Origin of the sequence: Rhodococcus sp. IEGM 1408, from assembly GCF_033142235.1 — a bacterium.
In the GTDB taxonomy this organism is placed as follows: Bacteria; Actinomycetota; Actinomycetes; order Mycobacteriales; family Mycobacteriaceae; genus Dietzia.
This window is the reverse complement of sequence record NZ_JAWLRW010000006.1, coordinates 236,489-253,619: the sequence shown is the minus strand read 5'-3', so window position 1 is coordinate 253,619 and position 17,131 is coordinate 236,489. Positions and strand designations below refer to the sequence as shown.

Genomic DNA, 17,131 nt, shown 5'->3' with positions numbered 1-17,131 from the left:
ACCCTGTTACCCGAGTGATTCCTTACGAGTCCTGAGGACTTCGTTCGGCGAATTTGCCGAGAACGAGGGCTATCCGCAGGACAAAAGCGTCCCTCGCGTTAAGCGGGTCGAACGCCGTTATCTGGGTTACCCGCTTGAGTCGGTAGCGCACGGTGTTGGGATGGACGTACAACTCGCGCGCGCACGCCTCCACGTGTCCGCCTGAGTCCAGGTAGGCCCGCAGCGTCTCCTCGAGTGACGGGTCCGCGCCGCGGAGCGGGGTGACGATCCGCTCGACCAGCATCCCCGCCGCCCCGCGGTCGCCGCCCAGAACCCGTTCGGGCAGGAGGTCGATCGCGGCCACCGGACGGGGGGCGCCGGGCCACCCGCTCACCGCCGAGGCGCCCGCCAGCGCCTCCGCCGCGCTGTCCGGGGCCTCGGCGAGTGAGGGCACCGTGTGTCCGACGACCACCGGGGCATCGGCGGCGAAGGCGTCGAGAACCGTCGGTGGGGTGGCGGCGCCGGACTCGAGTTCTCCGGAGAGGATGACGACGAGACGCGCTCCCTGCACCACGGCCAGCGCGTGCCGGTTGGCCGCCACCGCCGCCTTGTGCACGGCCGGGACGGACGCCAGCCCGAGTTCCGCGCGGGGTGTCCCCACGATGACCGTCGCCGCCGTGGTCGGGTCCCAGTTCAGGGCGGAGGCCCCGGAGGCGAGGTCGGCGTGGCGGTCACCCCGGACCACGGCGTCGACCAGCATGGCCTCCATCCGTGTGTCCCAGGCGCCGCGGTTCTCGGCGGCGGCCGCGTACACCGAGGCAGCGGTGAACCCGAGCTCGCGTCCGAACTTGAGGACCGCGTTGATCATGAGCCCGCGCTGGCGCTCGTTGTGGGTGATCCGCGGCATCACCAGCTCGAAGTACTCGCAGGTCGACCGGACCAGCTGAACGGTCTGCTGCAGGGTCAGGCCCTGCCCGACTCCCTTGGGCAGCAGCTTGAACCCCGCGATCGTGTCCGTGTGTGGGGCATCCGGGTTCCGCATCCAGGTGACGAAGTCCCGCACGGCGCTCTGGATGATCAGCTGGATCTCCGCCCGCTGATCGGCGGAGAGCCCGGCGAAGAACGGCAGATCCACCTCCAGCGCCCTGACCGCTTCCGTGGACAGGGTTCCCGAGTACCTGGTGATGCGCTTGAGCAGCGCATCCGACACCGGCCGTTGATCGGTCGGCGCCGCCGTGGCGGATCGCCGACGGGACGATCTCGGTGTCGGCGACCCGGCCGCGGGCTCGGTCGTCTCGGTCACGCGACGCCGGGATCCGTCGTCGGCTCGGGCGCCGCCATGACGTCGTCGATCTTGTAGAGGCGGGCGGCCTCGAGCAGGGTGCGCTTCTCGATGCTGCCCTCACGGACCAACCCGGCCAGGACGGCCACCACGATCGACTCGGTGTCGGTGTTGAAGAAGCGCCGGGCGGCGGGACGGGTATCGGAGAACCCGAAGCCATCGGTGCCCAGGACGGTGAAGTCGCCGGGTACCCAGCCGCGAATCTGCTCGGGGATCGCCTTCTGGAAGTCGCTCACAGCCACCTTCGGACCCTCGCTGGACTCCAGTGCGGCGGTGACGAACGGGATGCGGGGCTGCTGATCGGGGTGGCGCAGCTCGTGACGCTCGCATTCGAAACCGTCCCGGGCCAGCTCGTTCCACGACGTCGCCGACCACAGATCCGCCGCGACGTCCCACTTCTCGCTGAGGACCTTCTGGGCCTCGGCCGCCGCGTACATCGCGACACCGGAGGCGAGGATCGCCGCCTTGTGGGAACCGCCCTCGGCCTTACGGAAGCGGTACAGGCCACGCAGTAGCGCCTCGGCGTCGAGGTCCTCGGGCTCGGCCGGCTGCGGGACCGGCTCGTTGTAGAGGGTGATGTAGTAGGAGACGTTGCGGTCGACGCCGTCGGTCTCCGACTCGTGCGCGGCACCCGGTCCGTACATCCGTTCGATGCCCGCGCGCATGATGTGGGCCAGCTCGAAGCCCCAGGCGGGGTCGTACGCGATGATCGCGGGGTTGGTGGCCGCGAGCAGCGGCGAATGACCGTCCATGTGCTGGAGACCCTCACCGGTGAGAGTGGTGCGGCCGGCGGTCGCACCGAGCAGGAAGCCGCGGGCGAGCTGGTCGCTGGCCGCCCAGATGCCGTCACCGGTGCGCTGGAACCCGAACATCGAGTAGAAGATGTAGAGCGGGATCATGGGCTGGCCGTGGGTCGCGTACGCGGTGCCGGCGGCCGTGAACTCGGCGACCGAGCCGGCCTCGCTGATCCCCTCGTGCATGATCTGGCCGTCCTTGGCCTCCTTGTAGCTCAGCATGAGGTCGTGGTCGACCGCCGTGTAGTTCTGCCCGTGCGGGTTGTAGATCTTCAGGGTCGGGAACCACGAGTCCATCCCGAAGGTGCGGGCCTCGTCCGGGATGATCGGGACGAAGCGCTCGCGCAGGGTCTCGTCCCGCATGAGCTCCTTGACGGTGCGCACCAGCGCCATCGTGGTGGCCACCGACTGCTTGCCCGATCCCTTGCGGAGGGGCGCCAGGGAGTCGATGTCCGGCACGGCCAGCGGGGTGAAGGACTGCCGCCGCTCGGGGACGTGTCCGCCGAGCGTCGAACGGCGGTCGAGCATGTACCGGATCTCCGGCGAGTTGGGTCCCGGGTTGTAATACGGCGGGAGCGTCGGGTCCGCTTCCAGCTCCTCGTCGGTGATCGGGATGAGCTGCTTGTCGCGGAACTGCTTGAGGTCCTCCAGCGTCAGCTTCTTCATCTGGTGCGCCGCGTTGCGCCCCTCGAAGTTCTGGCCCAGACCGAAACCCTTGACGGTGTGGGCGAGGATCACCGTCGGCTGGCCGGTGTGCTCGAGCGCGGCCTTGTACGCGGCGTGGATCTTCCGGTAGTCGTGGCCGCCCCGGCGCAGCGCCCAGATCTCGTCGTCGGACATGTTCTCGACCAGCTTGGCCGTGCGCGGGTCGCGGCCGAAGAAGTGCTCGCGGATCCAGGCGCCGTCGTTGGCACGGAAGGTCTGGTAGTCACCGTCGGACACGGAGTTCATCAGCGAGACCAGTGCGCCCTCGGTGTCCTTCTCGAACAGTGCGTCCCACTCGCGGCCCCAGACCACCTTGATGACGTTCCATCCGGCGCCCTTGAAGTAGGACTCCAGCTCCTGGATGATCTGTCCGTTGCCGCGGACCGGCCCGTCGAGGCGCTGGAGGTTGCAGTTGATGACAAAGGTCAGGTTGTCGAGCGCGTCGTTCGCCGCCACCTGGAGGGCGCCCCGGGACTCGACCTCGTCCATTTCGCCGTCGCCGAGGAACGCCCACACGTGCTGTTGCGCGGTGTCCTCGATCCCACGGTTGTGGAGGTACCGGTTGAACCGCGCCTGGAAGATGGCGTTGAGCGGGCCCAGGCCCATCGAGACCGTGGGGAACTCCCAGAACTCGGGCAGCGAACGGGGGTGGGGGTAGGAGGGCAGGGATCGGCCCGGGTGGCTCTTCTCCTGTCGGAAGCCGTCGAGGTCGTGCTCGCGGAGGCGGCCCTCGAGGTAGGCGCGGGCGTACATGCCCGGTGAGGCGTGGCCCTGGAAGAAGATGTGGTCGCCACCGCCCGGGTGGTCCTTGCCCCGGAAGAAGTGGTTGTACCCGACCTCGTACAGCGGTGCGGCTCCCGCGTAGGTGGAGATGTGGCCGCCCACACCGATGCCCGGACGCTGCGCGCGGTGCACCATTATGGCCGCGTTCCAGCGGATCCACCGCCGGTAGGTGCGCTCCACCGACTCGTCACCCGGGAAGTCGGGCTCGAGACTGGTGGGGATCGTGTTGACGTAGTCGCTCGAGGTGAGCGCAGGAAGAGGAACGCGCTGCTTGGAGGCGCGTTCGAGGAGCCTGAGCATGAGGTAGCGCGCACGCTCCGGACCCGCCTCGGCGAGCATGCCGTCGAGGGAGTCCATCCACTCCTGGGTCTCCTCGGGGTCCGAATCCGCGAGGTAGGAGGCGACCCCCTCTCGGAGGACCGGCACGTTTGTGGGCGCGGAACCGTCCCTGGTACCTGCGTTCTCGGTCATGCGTCTCGTCCTCACTTCTACGATGCGTGCGCGGCGACCCGGTGGGGTCGAGCACGCCTGTCGTGTTGCAGCGTCCGGTCGTCCGCACGAGCCGCGGGTGTGTGGCGGATCGGGCCTCTGGCCGTGCGTGAACCGTCGTCGGTCCACGTCCGATTCCGATTGTGCCCCAAACCGTGATGTGCGACACCGGGTGGTGGGCTCGGGGATCAAAAGGGCGGTACTCGTTTCCCCCGGGAGAGTGCGCGGGTAGTGTTCCTGGTCAGCGAAGGACCTGACAGAGCACAACCCGAATACGAGGAGGAACACCACGGTGGTCGCCGCGGCGAACCAGCAGGACGGAGCGGACCAGGTAGCTGGTCAGCTCGAACTGACGAAGGACATGCTCGTTTCGGAGGTCGGATGGGATTCCGACTGCGACGAGTCGATCAGTGAGGCTGTCGAGGACGCCGTCGGATCGGAGCTGCTGGAGGAGGATACCGACGAGGTTGTCGACGCCGTCATCCTCTGGTGGCGAGACGGCGACGGCGACCTGGTCGACAGGCTCATGGATGTCGTGACCCCGTTGGCGGAAGAGGGTTCCGTGTGGGTCCTCACCCCCAAGACGGGGACCGACGGCCACGTCGAACCCTCGGTGATCGCCGAATCCGCGCAGACGGCCGGGATGCTCCAGACCCGCACCGCTGCCCTCGGTGAGTGGGCCGGCAGCCGGCTCGCCCTGCGGAAGAAGGGCGCGGTGCGGAAGTAACCGCCTGCCCGAGTGGGTTATCCTGACCTGCACCGGCGCGCTCGTCGCGCCGGTGCACTCGCGCGCGTAGCTCAGCGGTTAGAGCTCTGGTCTTACACACCAGCGGTCGGGGGTTCGATTCCCTCCGCGCGCACCCTTGAACACCTAGTGAGCACGTGACCCGGGCATCTCCCCGCGTCGAGCCCCGGGGTCGCCGCCGAGGTGGTTCTCCGCGAACCCTCCCTCAGGGCCCGAACCTCAGTTGAGGAGTCGGTTGGCCCGCTTGTACGCCCGGCGGTGTTCGGCGTCGTCCCGCTCCCCGTAGCGGGCCCGCATGACTCGCTCGCGGGCGTGGATCTCGTCCTCCAAGACGTCGGGGGAGCGACCCCCGGTGGTGCCGTCGATCGCGACGCCTCCGCCGTCCCCCCTCGTGTCGTCGCCCGACGCGTCACGGCCTGACATGCCCTCGGCGGCCGAATCCACCACCTCGTCCTCGGCGTCCCGGCGCCGCGCGCGGATCTCGGCCCAGGCGAAGTACACCAGTGCGACCGGGGCGAGCACCCCGAACAGCAGCCACTGCAGTCCGTAGGACAGATAGGGGCCGTTCTCGATCGCCGGGACGGGTGCGGGGGAGAGTGAGCCGGGCTGGCCGCCGGAGAGTTGGAGGTAGCCCTGCGACTCCAGGGTGTGGCCGAGGGTGTCGCCGAGCACGACCGGGTCCACGACGCGCACCGTCTGTCGGCCGTCCACCAGCACGGGTTCGGCCAGTCCTGCCTCCGTCGCGCGCACCCGCGCGGTGATGTCCACCTGACCGGCCGGTGCCACGGGGTAGTCGGGGACCGTGTTGTTCTCGCCCACGGGGACGTGTCCCCGGTTGACCAGCAGGTCGGGTCCGTCCACCGGATCGAACACGGTGAGCACCTGGTAGACCGGTTCACCGTCCACCGCGCGCAACCGCAACAGGGCCTCCGAATCCGGAACCCACCGGCCGGACACCGTCACGAGGCGCCATTCGCGCTCGACAAAGCCGTCGGGCCGGTCGATCACCTGGGCGAGAGGCGCCGGTTCGGCTTGGAAGGACTCCTCGAGTTGGGAGTTCCGGGCCTCCAGGTCGCCGCTCTTGCCGAGCTGCCAGGGGGCCAGTAGAGCGAAGCAGGCCCAGGCGAAGACGACCACGGCGAGCAGGCCGATCACCCACCCGGGACTCAGGAAACGCCGCAGACTCCGCATGGCCCCAGGGTATCGGTCGAGCCGGACCGGCTAACCGCGCAGGGCGCGGAGCTCGGCGATCAGGCCCGGCAGGGCGCCCGAGATCTCGAGCCGCGTTCGGCTGAAGTCGGTGCGGTCGCCGTAGTAGGGGTCAGCGACGTCGGGGGCGTGGGCGTCCGGATCGAACCCACGAAGGAGCCGGACCCGGTCGGGGTCGGCGCCGGCGGCGAGCAGATGGGCCCGGTGACCGCGGTCGAGGGTCACGATGAGATCGGCGGAGAGATCGGCCGCGGTGAGCTGCGCGGCGACGTGGGCGGAGTCGTAACCGTGCTCCTCGAGTTCGGCGGCCGCCCGCGGGTCCATCCCGTCACCGACGTGCCAGCCGCCCGTCCCGACGCTCGAGACGGCGACCTCGTCCGCCCACCCGGCCTCGGCCACGGCTCGCCGCGTCATGACCTCGGCCATGGGGGAGCGGCAGATGTTCCCCGTGCAGACAAACACAACGCGGATGCCCGGGTCACCAGTCATGGACGATGCGCTCCAGCTCGGCCGTGTCGATCGCGGACCAGCGGGCCGAGTCCCACTCCTCGGGGCGGCCGTATCCCCAGCGCACGATCGCGGTGGGGATGCCGTAGCGGGCGGCGCCCTCGACGTCGTGTTCGCGATCGCCGATCATGAGCGCCTGCGCGGTGCCCCCGGCGGCGGCGGGAACCGGGTCGACCCCGAGCGCGGCGAGCGAGTGGGCGACCACGTCGGCCTTGGCCGAGCGGCCGGCACCCAGGTCCGCTCCTCCGATGAACTCGAACGGTGCGGCCAGATCGAAGTGCTCGAGGATCCGTCGCGCAGCCTTCTCGTCCTTGCTCGTGGCCACCGCCATCCGGTAGCCCTGGTCCGCCAGCCCCGTCAGCAGCTCGTCCATGCCGGCGAAGACGGCGTTCTCGAGCCACCCCACGTCGGTGTAGCGCTCGCGGTAGGCGACCATCGCGCGGTCCAGGTCGGCGCCCTCCAAGCCGAGCGAGGTGAAGGTCTCGGGCATGGGTGGCCCGGCGATCGAACGGATATCGCGGGAGTCGTCCCACCGGGCGCCGACGACGCCCAACGCATGGTGGAGGGATTTGGCGATTCCGTCCAGCGAATCGGTGATGGTGCCGTCGAGGTCGACGAGGAGGGTCGGGCGATCTGACATGGCACCCATCTTCCCAGATCCCCGCCGGCGCCTGCGGCCAGCGGTGCTCGAGGGCACCATGGTGGGCGACCTCGTCCGGGCGTGGCGGGGCGAATGGGAAGGGGATCAGCGATGACCACCGGCAGGCTCACCCTGGCTGACGTGATCGACCTCCTCGAGCACGCGTACCCGCCGCGGCTGGCCGAGTCGTGGGACCGGGTGGGACTGGTCGCGGGCGACCCCGCCGCGGAGGTGGACAAGGTGGTGGTGGCCGTCGACGCCACCGACGAGGTGGTGGACCACGCGCTCGCCGTGGGCGCGGACCTGCTCCTGGTGCACCACCCGCCGCTGCTGCGGGGGGTGCATTCGATCGCCGCCGACACCCCCAAGGGCAGGTTGTTGCACAAGCTCATCGCGGGTGGGTGCGCGCTGTATTCCGCACACACCAACGCGGACTCCGCGCGCCCCGGGGTCAACGACGCCCTGGCCGAGATCCTCGGCCTGACCCCCGGCCGGCCGTTGGCGCCGACCGGTGACGGAACGGTGGACCGGTGGGTGGTGACGGTGCCGGACGACGACGTGGAGGACCTGCTCCACGCGGTGTTCGCCGCCGGGGCCGGGCAGATGAGCGGCTACGCGGAGTGCTCGTTCTCGGTCCCGGGCACCGGCCGCTTCCGCCCCGGGGACGGCACGGACCCTGCTATCGGCACGGTCGGTGAACCGGAGCAGGTCTCGGAGACCCGGGTGGAGTTCGTCGCGCCCCCTGAGCTCAGGTCGGCCGTGCGCCGGGCGGTAACGGCCGCGCACCCCTACGAGGTGCCCGCCATGGACGTGCTGGTCAACCACGCGGGGCCGGGCCCCGCACCGGACGGCACCGGTCTCGGCCGGATCTGTGAACTCCGCGAGCCCATGTCGCTCGCCGAGTTCACCGCGCTCGTCGCAGACCGACTGCCCAGGACCGCCTGGGGTGTCCGCGCCGCCGGCGACCCGGACACCGAGATCAGGCGGGTCGCCCTCTGCGGGGGATCGGGCGACTCGCTGCTGGGCGCCGCGCGTGTTGCCGGGGCCGACGTCTACCTGACCGGCGACCTCCGGCACCACGTGGTGGACGAGTATCTGCGCGAGGGCGGCCCGGTGCTCGTGGACGCCGCGCACTGGGCGCTCGAGTTCCCGTGGTGCGCGCAGGCCGCGGCATTGCTCGAGGAGGGGGTCGGGGTGACGGCGACCGTCTGCGATCTGCGCACCGACCCGTGGACGGTGGCGTCGGGAGGCGAGGGCGGCGGCCGGTAGTCTTGGCACTCATGAAGGCCGCTCCCACCGACCAGCGTCGACTCGTCGACATCGCCGAACTCGACCGACGGCTGGGCGGGCTCGCGCACCGGCGCGAGTCGCTGCCGGAACAGGCGGCGCTGGACCAGCTCGTGGCCGAGCGGCGGGCGGCCGTGGAATCGGCGGCGCGAGCCCGCATCCACGTGGAAGACCTCGACCGCGCGATCGCCAAGCTGCGCTCGGATCTCGACGCGGTGCGCAGGCGCCGCCAGAACGACGCGGGGTTGGTGGCCGGTGGCGGGCTGTCCGACCGGCAGGCCACCGAGCTGGAGTACGAGCTCCGGTCCCTGGCCCGCCGCGAGGAGTCGCTGGAGGACGAGCTCGCCGAACTGACCGAGCGCCACGAGGCCGTGGACGCCGACGTCCGGCACTCGGGGGCCGTCATCACGGACCTGGACGCGCGGATCGGCATGGCCGCGACCGTTCGCGACACCGCGCTCGCCGACCTCGAGGACGCCGTGACCGAGACGACCGCCGAGCGGGCAAGAGAGGCGGAGGGGCTCCCGACCGAACTCCTCGAGTTCTACTCCCGTTGCGCAGAGGAGGCGGGGGTGGGAGCGGCGATCCTGGGCGGTGGCCGGTGCTCCGCCTGCGCGATGGATCTCAGCCGGAGCGCCGTCGCCGCCTTCCGGTCCGCGCCCCAGGACGACGTCCTGACCTGCCCGGAGTGCGGAGTGATCGTGGTCCGTACGGACAATTCGTGAGCGGTGGACCGGGGTGGACCGGGGCGATCGGAGAGCCCACCCGGATCGTGCTCGCCCGACACGGCCAGACCCCGTTGTCGGTGGACCGGCGCTACTCCGGGCAGGGCGACCCGGACCTCACCCCACTGGGCGGGACCCAGGCTGAGCGGACCGCCGAGCGCCTGGCCCGGATCCCGCACCTCGCCGCCGTCGTCTCCTCCCCGCTACGCCGGTGCCTGGCCACGGCCGAGCGCGCCGCGGACGCGGCGGGTGTGCCGCTGGTGACCGAGCGCGACCTCATCGAGACCGACTTCGGTCGGTGGGAGGGCCTGACGTTCAGCGAGGCCGCGGAGCAGGACCGCGAGCTGCATTCCCGCTGGCTCGGGGACACCTCGGTCCCGCCGCCGGGTGGGGAGAGCTTCGCGGTGGTGCGCGCCCGGGTCGAGCGGGGACTGCGGCGGATCGTCGACGACCACCCGGGTGGCGTGGTCGCGGTCGTCAGCCATGTCACGCCCATCAAGCTGGCGATCCGCGCGGGACTGGGCGTGGGCGAGGAGTTGCTCTTCCGTCTTCACCTCGACCTGGCCTCGGTTTCCGAGGTGCGCTACTACCCGGACGGCCCGACCTCGGTCCACCTGGTCAACGACACCTCGCACCTCGACTAGACTGCCCTGCGAACGAGTCGGCCGGACGGCCGCGGATCGGGGAACCGACGCCTGATGGGCGGCAAGGCCCCGGCCCGAGGAAAGTCCGGACTCCACAGAGCAGGGTGGTTGTTAACGGCAACCCGGGGTGACCCGCGGGACAGTGCCACAGAAAACAGACCGCCGCGCCCTCGCGGCGCGGTAAGGGTGAAACGGTGCGGTAAGAGCGCACCAGCGCCCCGGGTGACCGGGGCGGCTAGGTAAACCCCACTCGGAGCAAGGTCAAAGGTCGCACCCGCGAGGGTGCGTCTGCGCGGATGGAAGTGCAGCGATGCACGACAGGGTTGCTCGCCCGAGTCCGCGGGTGGACCGCTTGAGGTACCCGGTGACGGTGTGCCCAGATGGATGGTCGTCGCCCTCCCTTGCGGGGGGTACAGGATCCGGCTTACAGGCCGACTCGTTCACCCACATCCCCGCCTGCGTCGACCTACCCTGGCCCGCTGCACGCAGGCCGAAGGGCGGGGATCTGCATTGAGATCCCCGCCCTCACCGATCGTGCGCCCACACCGGTCATGGGATCCCACCGGTCGTGCGCTCTCACCGGTCATGCCGACCGCGGCCGGCTGACGCGGCGGACTCAGCGCTGGGGACTCAGGACTGGAAGATGCCCGACACGGAACCGAAGATCCCGGAGAGGCTGCCCGCTGACCCGTCCTCGTCGGCGAGCTCGAAGTTCGTGGTCTCGCAACCGAGGGTGAAGTTGTCGACCGCGTCGTTCGTGGCGACGTTCTCCTTGGTCTTCTGGACGCCGTACTCGGTGACGACAGCGTCCCAGTTCAGCTCGAGGATCTGCTCGAACGTCATCATCGTCATCCGGGGGATCACCTGACCGTCCTCCCCCTTGAGGGCGCGGGTGACCCAGAAACTGTCCGACTCGCCCGGGTCGGCCGTCTTCCACTCACCATCGCTGTTCGCCGGGCTGTGCACGATGGTGGCGAAACCGATGTCGTAGCCGCCTGCATTGCTCTCGGAATCGGCGAGGTCGGCGCCGTTGACCCGGATCTGCAGCGCCGGGGCCTGTCCGCTGGAGAAGTAGTCGTAGCTCAGGTCGACGAGCTCGTCACCCTCCATGAGCTCGGCCAGCGGCATCTTGTTGGCGTTCTTGTACAGCGAGGTGCCTACCGCGGGGTCCGCAACCGGGAAGGTCACCGCCGCAGCGCCCACCTCGGCCGGAGCGTCCGCGACGGCGCCGATCTCGGCGGGGGTCTCATCACTCGGGGTGGACCAGCCGGCAGCCTTGAGTCCCGAGGGGGTCACGGTGGTCACGCCGCAGTCGTCGACATCCGCCTGGGCGCCCGCCGAGCTGCCCGGCAGCGATGACTGGGCTCCCGCGAGGGGTGCGGCGAGGGCGGTCCCGGCCCCGAATGTCACTGCGGCGGAGATGATTCCAACTGACCGAACAAGCTTGTTCATACGACTCCTTCAGGTTGGGCGCCCGCTCTGGGGGTGGCGGTCGCCGCACTGTGCCGCACCGGATGATGCGTGCTGCCAGGGATGTAACCGCATGTGTACACAGATGACAACCACCAAGATGCCCGCGTCAACATGGTTGTGAAATTAAAGCAACACTCACCAGCAGCGCTGACCTCGGGGAGCGCCGGGTCGGACCGGGGGTGGGCCGGGGAGCGGGTAGTGTCCGAGGTCAGCACCAGCCACGAGGAGGTCAGTCATGTCCGAAGAGCAGTGGTACTACGACGTCAGCACGGGTCAGGCGGTTCAGGGCAAGGTGAAGAACTGGGATAACCGCATGGGCCCCTACGCCACCCGTGGCGAGGCCGAGGCGGCGCTGGCCAAGGCCAAGGCTCGCAACGAGGCGTGGGACGCAGAGGACAGCTGAACCTGAGCGAGAGATGAGCGAGTCCCCGCGGCTGCGCTAAGAAATTACTTCCGGTTGCTCTTCCGTCGACGAGCTGAGCGCCTGGATTCGGACAGTTCGCGGTAGGCCGCGGTGACGGTCGCGGCGTCGCTCTCGAACCCGGCCAGCGTGCGCTCCGAGAACCCGCGTTCGTGCTCGAAGAGGACGCCGAACCCGAACGTGGACTCACCCGCGGACTCCGCGCGCGCGGCGATGCGCCGGATCCACATCCGGGAGGTCACGCTGTCCTGGACCTCGCCGAGCACGGTGTGCAGCCGCTGGCAGGCGGTGCGCAGCGGGGCGACGGTCAGATCGCCCGTCGCGGGAAGCGCGCCGACGTTGCGCCTCAGCGCTTTGGCGCGCTTGCGCACGACATGGGTCAGTTCCTCACGCTGGGCCAGCGTCAGGTCGAGGGCCTCGAGGTCGCGCTCGGTGCGGGTGCGCGCCTTGGTGAACTTGGCGAACTGCCGGTCCACCCCGCGCAGCATCAGGTCCTCGGCCTCCCGCTTCTTGGCCTTCTTCTTGGTCGGGGCGGGCAGCTTCTCAGCCGCCCCGACCTCCTCGGTCGACCCGCCCTCCGCTGTTGCGGGCCGCGCGGCTGCCGGGTCGGTGCCGGCGACCTCCACCAACTGGTGGAGCGAGTCGATCAGATCCAGGTACCTGTCGGTGCCCAGTGCAGCCGTCACGCGTCGTCCGGCGCGTCGCTCCTCGATGTCGAGCTCGGCGCGCAGCCGCTCCCGGGTGCCGGGGCTGACCACGTCCTCGGGGAACTGGGCGGCCAGGGTCTCCAGACGCTCGTCGACCACCTGGATGTCCCGCACCTTGCCCAGCACCGCCGCGAGCACCTTGAGCTCCTCGAGCAGTGCGGGCAGGTCGATCTCCGTGTGCTCGGTCTCCGCCTCCAGCTCGGCGGCATAGGAGCTGATCGTGCTGCGCAGCCCGCGGACCGCCACCCGCATCTGGTGGACACCCACCATCGTGACGCGCCGGGCGGCCGGATCGTGGTCGAGGAGTTGCTGGAGGTCCTCGCCGAGCGCGTCCCTGACGGGGGAGACGCCCCGGTCGAACGGCTCGGGGATCGGCCCGAGGGCGCGGGCGAGTTTGGACGACGACGACGAGGTGGTGGCCCCTGCGGCAGCGCACGCAGCAGCGACGCCGGCGAGATGACCCATCGCCCCGGGCTGCGAGGGATCGACGAGTTCGGCCTCCCATTCCCGCCAGTCGCCACCGCCTGAGGGCGTGTCGAACGCGCCGCCGGCGGCGACGAACGACTCGGTGGAGACGTGGTCGTCGCAGAACTCCACCACCGCCGTCCCGTCCGGTTCGCGCAGCATCAGCACGTGCCGCTGGTTGTCCACTCGGGCGACGGGCGCGAGCGGCCGGCGGCGGACCAGCCCGGCCACCGCGGTGATGAAGTCCACCGGCACCTGGTCGTCGACAGCGCTCTGGTCGTCGTCCGCGAGCGGGGCGTGGAGTTCCACCCGGCCGGCCTCCGAGGGCAACTTGAGGTGCCAGCCGGCGTCGTCGCCGCCGGTGCGCCGGCGCAGGGTGACCTTGTGGCGCGTCAGGGTGAGGTCCGCGGTGTCGTAGTACGTCGCGGAGAGCTCGTGCACCACCGGTGGGTCCGCCACGAGCGGGGCGAAGGCGTCGCCGGAGGGGACCTGGGTGTCGGGACCGACCTCGAACTTGCTCTCGATCTCGAGGGATTCGCTGATCGTCATGGGTTGGTTGTACCAGGCTCGGGTGAACGCGGCCTCGCGCTCCGCCACGCTCGCGCTCGGCCACGGTTGGATCCACCAACGGGGAGGACCTGTCACCGGACAGGACTTACCAGCGGGTAAGGTCGAAGGTGGTTCAGGTCACATGCTCATCGTGGGGAGAAGAAGTGGATCAGGCGACAACCGTCGACGTCCTCATCATCGGGGCCGGTTTCTCCGGTCTCGGTGCGGCCATCAAATTGGTCGAGGAGGGATTCGACGACCTCGTCGTCGTCGAACGGGGTTCCGACGTGGGCGGCACGTGGCGCGACAACTCCTACCCCGGCGCGGCGTGCGACGTCCCCTCCCACCTGTACTCGTACTCCTTCGCGCTGAACCCGGAGTGGTCCCGCGCGTTCTCCCCCCAGGGTGAGATCTACGACTACATCCGCCGCGTGACCCACGCCGCCGGGGTGCGGGACAAGATCCGGTTCGGCGTCGAGGTCACCTCCGCCCGGTACGACGACACCCGCGAGAGGTGGACGGTCGAGACGACGGCGGGGGAGTACGACGCCCGCGTGGTGGTGCTGGGCGTCGGCGCCCTGTGCGAGCCCAAGAACCCGGAGATCGACGGGATCTCCGAGTTCGCCGGGCCGGTGTTCCACACCGCCCGCTGGGACCACTCGGTTCCGCTGGCCGACCGCCGCGTCGCGGTGATCGGGACCGGCGCCTCGGCCATCCAGGTGGTGCCGTCGATCGCCCCGGTCGTGGGGCACCTCGACGTCTACCAGCGCACCGCGCCGTGGGTCCTGCCCCGGATGGACCGCGCCTACCCGCGGTTCGAGAGAGCCCTCTACCGCAGGGTCCCCGGGCTGCAGCGCGCCGTCCGGGCGCTCCAATACGTCAGCCGCGAGTTCCAGGTGGTGGGCCTGACCCGCAACCGGGCGGCCCTCGCGCCGATCAGTGCGCTCGGGCGCGCGAATCTGGCGATGTCGGTGCGCGACCCCGCGCTGCGAGCCAAGCTGACGCCGAACTTCGAGATCGGCTGCAAGCGCATCCTGCTGTCCAACGGCTGGTATCGGGCGTTGACCCGGAAGAACGTGGATGTGGTGACCGCGCCCATCAGCCGGGTTACCCCGGAAGGGATCGTCACCGCCGACGGCGCCGAGCACCCGGCCGACGTCCTGGTGGTGGCCACCGGCTTCCACGTCACCGACTCGCCGTTCTTCGAACGGGTACATGACTCGGCCGGACGGACGCTGGCGGACAAGTGGGCGAGCGAGGGGATGGAGGCCTACAAGGGCACCACGGTCGCCGGGTACCCCAACCTCTTCGTCCTGGTGGGGCCGGCGACCGGCCTCGGCCACTCCTCGATGATCTACATGATCGAATCCCAGCTCAACTACCTGGTGGACGCGCTGCGCACCATGCGCGACCGGGGCCTGCAGACGGTGGAGGTCCGCGAGGCGGTCCAGGACGCCTACAACCGCGAGCTGCGCGAGAGCACCGGCGAGACCGTCTGGGTGACCGGCTGTAAGAGCTGGTACCTGGACGCCAAGGGCAACGCGCCCGCGGTGTGGCCCGATTTCACCTTCGCGTTCCGCCGCGAGACCAGGGAGTTCGACCTCAGCGCGTACCGCCGCACGGCGGTCGACGGCGCCGGGACCGAGAACCCGACCGGGACGCCTACCGGGCAGGCGGCTGCCCTGTGAGCGCGCCGGTCGGCAGACTCGTCGGCGCCGTGGGTGGGTTGGTGGCCCGCCGACCCCGCTGGCGGATGGACGGCAAGGTCGTCGTGATCACGGGCGCCGGCTCGGGCATCGGCCGCGAACTCGCCCGTGAGGCCGCGCGTCGAGGAGCCCGGCTCGCGCTGAGCGACATCGACATCGACGGGCTGGCCGAGACGGTCGAGTTGGTGCGCGCGGGCGGGGCTCGCGGGGACGGAGCGGCCGGGGACGGGGCGGCCGGGGACGGGGCGGCGGACGTGCACTCCGTGCGACTCGACGTGACCGAGCAGGCCGCGGTCGCCGAGTACGCAGAGCGGGTCATGGCGCACTTCGGCGTGGTCAACCTGGTGATCAACAACGCCGGCATCGCGTTCACCGGGTCGGTCGAACAGTCGGCGTACAAGGACATCGCGCGGGTCATGGACGTGGACTACTGGGGCGTCGTGTACGGCACCAAGGAGTTCCTCCCGCACCTCATCGCCTCCGGTGACGGGCACCTGGTCAACGTCTCGAGCATCTTCGCGTTCCTGTCCGTGCCCACCCAGAACGCCTACAACGCGGCCAAGGCCGCGGTGCAGCAGTTCACCGAGTCGCTGCGGATGGAGATGCTCGCGGCCGGGCATCCCGTGGACGTCTCGTGCGTGCACCCCGGGGGCATCAAGACGGCGGTCGCCCGCAGTGCCGGGGCGGCCGAGGGGCTGGACACCGCGACCTTCGCCACGATCTTCGACTCCAAGTTCGCGCGTACGGAGGCCTCGACGGCCGCTCGGGTGATCCTCGACGGGGTGGAGAAGCGCAGGGCCCGGGTGCTGGTGGGCCCGGACGCCTACGTGCTCGACGCGCTCGTGCGCCTGGCCCCGGTCGCCTACCAGAAGGGGACGGTCGCGATCTCACGCCGCTTCGGCGTGGTCTGACCGCGGGGCTCGCGTTCCCGGACGGGCGGGTACGGCGCACTCAGGGGCGGAAGGCGTCCGTGGCCTCGATCAGGTGGTGGGTGGTTCCGGGCTCGGCCATCGCGTGACCGGCATCCGGGACGATGTGCAACTGGGACCCCGGCCACGCCGCGTGCAGCTCCCAGGCGTTGGCCACCGGGCACACCACGTCGTAGCGTCCGTGGACGATGACGGCCGGCAGGTGGGCGATGCGGTTCATGCGATCCAGGATCGCCCTGCCGCCCAGGAATGCATCGCTGGTGAAGTAGTGGTTCTCGATTCGGGCGAAGGCCAGCGCGAACCGGTCCGGATCGTCTCCGTCGGCCCGCGGGCGGGGGAGCAGGGTCGAGGTGGTGGTCTCCCACGTGGTCCACGCGCGCGCGGCCTCGATCTCGGTGGCCGGGTCGCCGCAGTGGAGGAGGCGGTGATAGGCCGCCACGTGGTCGTACCCCTCGCGGCGGACGGCCGCCGCGCCGTCGGCGGCCACGAGTGGCGCGAGGTATCCCTCCCACGCGTCGGGGAACAGGTGGGCGGCGCCACCCCGGTAGAACCAGTCGATCTCCGACGGGCGGCACAGGAAGATCCCGCGCAGCACCAGGCCACGGACCACGTCGGGATGCTCCTGTGCATAGGCCAGCGCCAGCGTGGTGCCCCAGGAACCGCCGAAGACCAGCCAGGTCTCGACCCCGAGGTGCTCGCGTAGTCGCTCGAGGTCGGCCACGAGGTGCCAGGTGGTGTTGACGGCGAGGTCGGCGCCGTCGGCCACGTGGGGGGTGCTCCGGCCGCATCCGCGCTGGTCCACCAGGATGATCCGGTAGGCGGCCGGGTCGAACATCCGCCGGTGGGCAGGGGTGGTCCCGCCCCCGGGGCCGCCGTGGACAAAGAGCACGGGTGCCCCGTCGGGATTGCCGGAGCACTCCCAGTACAGGAGTTGGCCGTCCCCCACGTCGAGCATCCCGGTCTGGTGGGGCTCGATCTCCGGATAGGGGGTACGGCGCGTGGCGTGCGTGTCCCTCGACGATCCGGGCACGG

15 protein-coding genes, 1 tRNA gene and 1 other RNA gene are annotated in these 17,131 nt (G+C 70.4%); 9 read left to right on the top strand and 8 right to left on the bottom strand.

Annotation, left to right across the window (positions count from 1 at the left end; genetic code table 11):
• Positions 1 to 22: 22 nt before the first annotated feature.
• Entirely contained in the window at positions 23 to 1,282 is a 1,260-nt protein-coding gene (locus R4P08_RS11815; RefSeq protein ID WP_317814052.1) for a helix-turn-helix domain-containing protein, read from the bottom strand.
• Complete coding sequence (gene aceE / locus R4P08_RS11810; protein WP_317814051.1) at positions 1,279 to 4,074, bottom strand: pyruvate dehydrogenase (acetyl-transferring), homodimeric type; 2,796 nt, start codon at positions 4,072 to 4,074, stop codon at positions 1,279 to 1,281. Before aceE ends, R4P08_RS11815 begins: the two co-directional genes overlap by 4 nt.
• A gap of 310 nt (positions 4,075 to 4,384) precedes the next feature.
• On the opposite strand from aceE, the gene R4P08_RS11805 reads away from it, so the two are divergent.
• Together R4P08_RS11805 and R4P08_RS11800 are read left to right on the top strand one after the other, a co-directional pair.
• The gene (locus R4P08_RS11805) at positions 4,385 to 4,819 is read left to right on the top strand and encodes a DUF3052 domain-containing protein (protein ID WP_317814050.1); all 435 of its coding nucleotides are present in this window, start codon (positions 4,385 to 4,387) and stop codon (positions 4,817 to 4,819) included.
• Between the two features lie 60 nt (positions 4,820 to 4,879).
• Positions 4,880 to 4,952: transfer RNA gene (locus tag R4P08_RS11800), tRNA-Val, on the top strand.
• Positions 4,953 to 5,056: 104 nt separating this feature from the next.
• Here R4P08_RS11800 and R4P08_RS11795 read toward each other — a convergent pair.
• Genes R4P08_RS11795 through R4P08_RS11785 form a run of 3 tightly spaced genes read right to left on the bottom strand, consistent with a single transcriptional unit; the run spans position 5,057 to position 7,193 of the window.
• Positions 5,057 to 6,028: an SURF1 family protein gene (locus R4P08_RS11795; RefSeq protein ID WP_317814049.1), complete on the bottom strand. Its 972-nt coding sequence runs from the start codon at positions 6,026 to 6,028 to the stop codon at positions 5,057 to 5,059.
• Between the two features lie 30 nt (positions 6,029 to 6,058).
• The gene (locus R4P08_RS11790) at positions 6,059 to 6,535 is read right to left on the bottom strand and encodes a low molecular weight protein-tyrosine-phosphatase (RefSeq protein WP_317814048.1); all 477 of its coding nucleotides are present in this window, start codon (positions 6,533 to 6,535) and stop codon (positions 6,059 to 6,061) included.
• Positions 6,525 to 7,193 carry an HAD hydrolase-like protein gene (locus R4P08_RS11785; RefSeq protein ID WP_317814047.1) on the bottom strand — a complete coding sequence of 223 codons (669 nt, stop codon included), beginning with the start codon at positions 7,191 to 7,193 and terminating at the stop codon, positions 6,525 to 6,527. Before R4P08_RS11785 ends, R4P08_RS11790 begins: the two co-directional genes overlap by 11 nt.
• 111 nt (positions 7,194 to 7,304) lie before the next feature.
• Between R4P08_RS11785 and R4P08_RS11780 the strand changes: the two genes are divergently transcribed.
• The 4 genes from R4P08_RS11780 (at position 7,305) to rnpB (ending at position 10,292) form a co-directional block, all read left to right on the top strand.
• Complete coding sequence (locus tag R4P08_RS11780) at positions 7,305 to 8,462, top strand: Nif3-like dinuclear metal center hexameric protein (protein ID WP_317814046.1); 1,158 nt, start codon at positions 7,305 to 7,307, stop codon at positions 8,460 to 8,462.
• Positions 8,463 to 8,473: 11 nt separating this feature from the next.
• On the top strand, positions 8,474 to 9,205 hold the full coding sequence (locus R4P08_RS11775) for a zinc ribbon domain-containing protein (protein ID WP_317814045.1): 732 nt from the start codon (positions 8,474 to 8,476) through the stop codon (positions 9,203 to 9,205).
• On the top strand, positions 9,202 to 9,849 hold the full coding sequence (locus R4P08_RS11770) for a histidine phosphatase family protein (protein WP_411741196.1): 648 nt from the start codon (positions 9,202 to 9,204) through the stop codon (positions 9,847 to 9,849). The genes R4P08_RS11775 and R4P08_RS11770 overlap by 4 nt, the downstream gene beginning before the upstream one ends.
• A gap of 13 nt (positions 9,850 to 9,862) precedes the next feature.
• An RNA gene (gene rnpB / locus R4P08_RS11765) (RNase P RNA component class A) lies at positions 9,863 to 10,292 on the top strand.
• A 187-nt stretch (positions 10,293 to 10,479) separates the two neighbouring features.
• Here the strand turns inward: rnpB and R4P08_RS11760 are convergent.
• Positions 10,480 to 11,301, bottom strand: coding sequence for a hypothetical protein (locus R4P08_RS11760; RefSeq protein WP_317814044.1), 822 nt, complete (start codon positions 11,299 to 11,301; stop codon positions 10,480 to 10,482).
• A 256-nt stretch (positions 11,302 to 11,557) separates the two neighbouring features.
• Between R4P08_RS11760 and R4P08_RS11755 the strand changes: the two genes are divergently transcribed.
• A complete protein-coding gene (locus R4P08_RS11755) occupies positions 11,558 to 11,725 on the top strand; it encodes an SPOR domain-containing protein (protein WP_317814042.1) in 168 nt (55 codons plus the stop codon).
• A gap of 44 nt (positions 11,726 to 11,769) precedes the next feature.
• Here the strand turns inward: R4P08_RS11755 and R4P08_RS11750 are convergent, their stop codons facing one another.
• Entirely contained in the window at positions 11,770 to 13,464 is a 1,695-nt protein-coding gene (locus tag R4P08_RS11750; RefSeq protein WP_317814041.1) for a CYTH and CHAD domain-containing protein, read from the bottom strand.
• A 164-nt stretch (positions 13,465 to 13,628) separates the two neighbouring features.
• Between R4P08_RS11750 and R4P08_RS11745 the strand changes: the two genes are divergently transcribed.
• Both R4P08_RS11745 and R4P08_RS11740 read left to right on the top strand, forming a co-directional pair.
• Complete coding sequence (locus tag R4P08_RS11745) at positions 13,629 to 15,152, top strand: NAD(P)/FAD-dependent oxidoreductase (protein ID WP_317814039.1); 1,524 nt, start codon at positions 13,629 to 13,631, stop codon at positions 15,150 to 15,152.
• A 65-nt stretch (positions 15,153 to 15,217) separates the two neighbouring features.
• Positions 15,218 to 16,081, top strand: a complete 864-nt coding sequence (locus R4P08_RS11740; protein WP_317814089.1) for an SDR family NAD(P)-dependent oxidoreductase — start codon at positions 15,218 to 15,220, stop codon at positions 16,079 to 16,081.
• A 40-nt stretch (positions 16,082 to 16,121) separates the two neighbouring features.
• Here R4P08_RS11740 and pip read toward each other — a convergent pair whose 3' ends face one another.
• Positions 16,122 to 17,129 carry a prolyl aminopeptidase gene (pip, locus tag R4P08_RS11735; RefSeq protein ID WP_317814038.1) on the bottom strand — a complete coding sequence of 336 codons (1,008 nt, stop codon included), beginning with the start codon at positions 17,127 to 17,129 and terminating at the stop codon, positions 16,122 to 16,124.
• Positions 17,130 to 17,131: the final 2 nt, after the last annotated feature.

What these genes read in the sequence shown, in the direction of transcription:
- aceE (WP_317814051.1), bottom strand. Translation starts at nt 4,074, where the DNA reads ATGACCGAGAACGCAGGTACCAGGGACGGTTCCGCGCCCACAAACGTG.
- R4P08_RS11795 (WP_317814049.1), bottom strand. Translation starts at nt 6,028, where the DNA reads ATGCGGAGTCTGCGGCGTTTCCTGAGTCCCGGGTGGGTGATCGGCCTG.
- R4P08_RS11790 (WP_317814048.1), bottom strand. Translation starts at nt 6,535, where the DNA reads ATGACTGGTGACCCGGGCATCCGCGTTGTGTTTGTCTGCACGGGGAAC.
- R4P08_RS11785 (WP_317814047.1), bottom strand. Translation starts at nt 7,193, where the DNA reads ATGTCAGATCGCCCGACCCTCCTCGTCGACCTCGACGGCACCATCACC.
- R4P08_RS11780 (WP_317814046.1), top strand. Translation starts at nt 7,305, where the DNA reads ATGACCACCGGCAGGCTCACCCTGGCTGACGTGATCGACCTCCTCGAG.
- R4P08_RS11775 (WP_317814045.1), top strand. Translation starts at nt 8,474, where the DNA reads ATGAAGGCCGCTCCCACCGACCAGCGTCGACTCGTCGACATCGCCGAA.
- R4P08_RS11760 (WP_317814044.1), bottom strand. Translation starts at nt 11,301, where the DNA reads ATGAACAAGCTTGTTCGGTCAGTTGGAATCATCTCCGCCGCAGTGACA.
- R4P08_RS11755 (WP_317814042.1), top strand. Translation starts at nt 11,558, where the DNA reads ATGTCCGAAGAGCAGTGGTACTACGACGTCAGCACGGGTCAGGCGGTT.
- R4P08_RS11750 (WP_317814041.1), bottom strand. Translation starts at nt 13,464, where the DNA reads ATGACGATCAGCGAATCCCTCGAGATCGAGAGCAAGTTCGAGGTCGGT.
- R4P08_RS11740 (WP_317814089.1), top strand. Translation starts at nt 15,218, where the DNA reads ATGGACGGCAAGGTCGTCGTGATCACGGGCGCCGGCTCGGGCATCGGC.